Below are 2296 nucleotides of genomic sequence, written 5' to 3'. Positions count from 1 at the left end.
CTTCAAAAATGGAACGTGTATCTCCAATAGAAGCAAGTGGATTTCCGCCTCCCATACCTTGAAATGCTGTCTTTAAATTGGTTGCAAATACATTACTTTGAACGGATCCGAAAATCGTAACCCCGATTGTCATTCCTAAAGAACGGAAAAAGGCGTTCGTTGAATTTGCTGACCCACGAAATTGTGGTTCAATATTATGGACAGAAGAGGTTGGAAGCAAGGAAAAAGAAAAGCCTACGCCAAATCCGGTTATTGTCATATATACAGTTAATAGTGTACGCGCTGTTTGTGGTGTAATTGTACTAAGTAAGTACATACCAGTAAAGAAAGATACAACAGAGAGCAGCATTAAGTTTCGATAGCTCGTTTTAGTTAGAAAGATTCCTGCTATCGCACTTCCTACTACAGATCCAATCATCATTGGTGTGAGGACGAGTCCAGCATTTGTAGCAGAGCCACCGTATACAGCTTGAACAAAAATCGGAATAAATACTGTTAAAATGATGAAGGTGGCACCGTATAAGAATGCAATAACTTGAGACGTGGCAAAGATACGTCGTTTAAACATCCAAAATGAAATAATCGGATCTTTTGCTTTTGTTTCCGTAATAAGAAAGATGACAAAGAATAAAGCAAATGATGTGAAAAGTGCTATGATTTGCGTAGAATTCCATGCGTATTTATTTCCACCTAGCTCAATGGCAAACATTAAGCTAACAACTGATATAACTAGCGTGGCTGCTCCTGTCCAGTCAATTTTTTGTTCTTTAGGAGGAGTCGTTTCTTTGTATGCACGTAAAATAAAGAATAGGGAAAGTATTCCGATTGGGACGTTAATATAAAATACCCAATGCCAGCTAAAATGCTCCGTAATGTATGCACCTAGTAACGGCCCGAATACACTAGCTGAACCGAATACAGCACCTAAAAGCCCTGTCATTTTACCTCGTTGTTCAACAGGAAAAATATCAAATACTATGGTAAATGCTATCGGAAGTAAAGCTCCTCCGCCAATCCCTTGAATCGCCCGGTATATGCTAAGCTGTGTAATACTTTGTGCTGTTCCGCACAGCGCAGATCCGAGTAAGAAAAGAAGAAGTCCAAATACGAAAAAACGTTTGCGGCCATACATATCGGATAATTTTCCAAAAATCGGCATACCAGCCATAACCGTAACCATATATGCAGATGTAACCCAAACGAATTGATCCAGGCCACCCAAATCAGATACAATGGTTCCTATTGCAGTGGCTACAATTGTATTATCCATTGCCGCCATTAAGATACCTAATAATAAACCCGTAACAACGAGTCGAAGATTACTTTCTTTTGAAACCATATGTTTGTCTCCTTTTATAGCTTAGTAAATAGTCTAATTAGACTATTTACTATTATAGTTTAATTAGACTATTTATCCTAATTTTTTGTTGTGCCCTGCAACGAAAAAAATTGGACCGGAAAACAGAAGGGTACTTCTGCTTTTCGGTCCAATATCATTGTTAAATAGAATCGCAGGGTGAAAATTAAGCTAGTAATTCGGCAACAGGAACACGAATGGTATCTTCATAATGACCAAGAAGATTTTCAAAGATGCTATCCCAACTTTGCGTAAGTGCATATTCTCTTGCGGCTATACTCATATGTTTACGCTTTGCATCATTGTCCAACAAAGAAAGGATGGCGCTTGAGAATTCATTTACTTGCTTTGGTGTACATAAATAGCCGGTTTTATTCTCAGAAATAATGTTTTTCACACCACCAGCATTTGCCCCTACAACAGGTGTTCCACAAGCAAGAGATTCTAGTACAACATTTCCGAATGTTTCCGTAGGAGATGGAAATACCATTGCATCTGAAGAGGCATATACTTGTGCTAGTTGATCTCCTTTTAAATAACCTGTAAAGGTAACCTGTTTCTTAAATTCTTCTTTTAATTCTGCTGCCATAGGACCATCTCCGACAATAAGCCAATGAACCTGATCTCCGCGCTTTTTGATGATGTCCTTCATCACTTTTCGCAGTGTTTCAATATCTTTTTCTGGTGCAATTCGTCCTACGTAAGAAAGGATATGCGGTGCTGAAATTTGATACGTTTCACGAATGGTTTGCTCTGCATAATTGGGATGAAATACATTACAATCAACTCCGCGACTCCAAATGTGAAGATCGCGAAATCCTTTCTTCTTCAATTGTTTTAGTGTTTCATAAGAAGGAACGAATGTTTTTTGAAGGGAACTATGGAACCAACGTAAGTAATTCCATAACATAGTAGATAGGAATTCCATTTTATAGTATT

General features: G+C 38.2%; 2 protein-coding genes. Both read right to left on the bottom strand.

Going from position 1 to position 2296, the window contains the following annotated elements:
• Positions 1-1339 (bottom strand): MDR family MFS transporter (locus AC11ZT_RS07665; RefSeq protein ID WP_484059032.1); only part of this gene is annotated, 1339 nt, incomplete at its 3' end.
• Between the two features lie 184 nt (positions 1340-1523).
• A partial coding sequence (locus tag AC11ZT_RS07660) for a glycosyltransferase family 4 protein (protein WP_484059031.1) occupies positions 1524-2296 on the bottom strand: 773 nt, incomplete at its 5' end.

It is taken from the genome of Ectobacillus sp. (genome assembly GCF_056992975.1).
The sequence above is the reverse complement of the archived record's forward strand: the minus strand, read 5'-3'. Positions and strand labels throughout refer to the sequence as shown.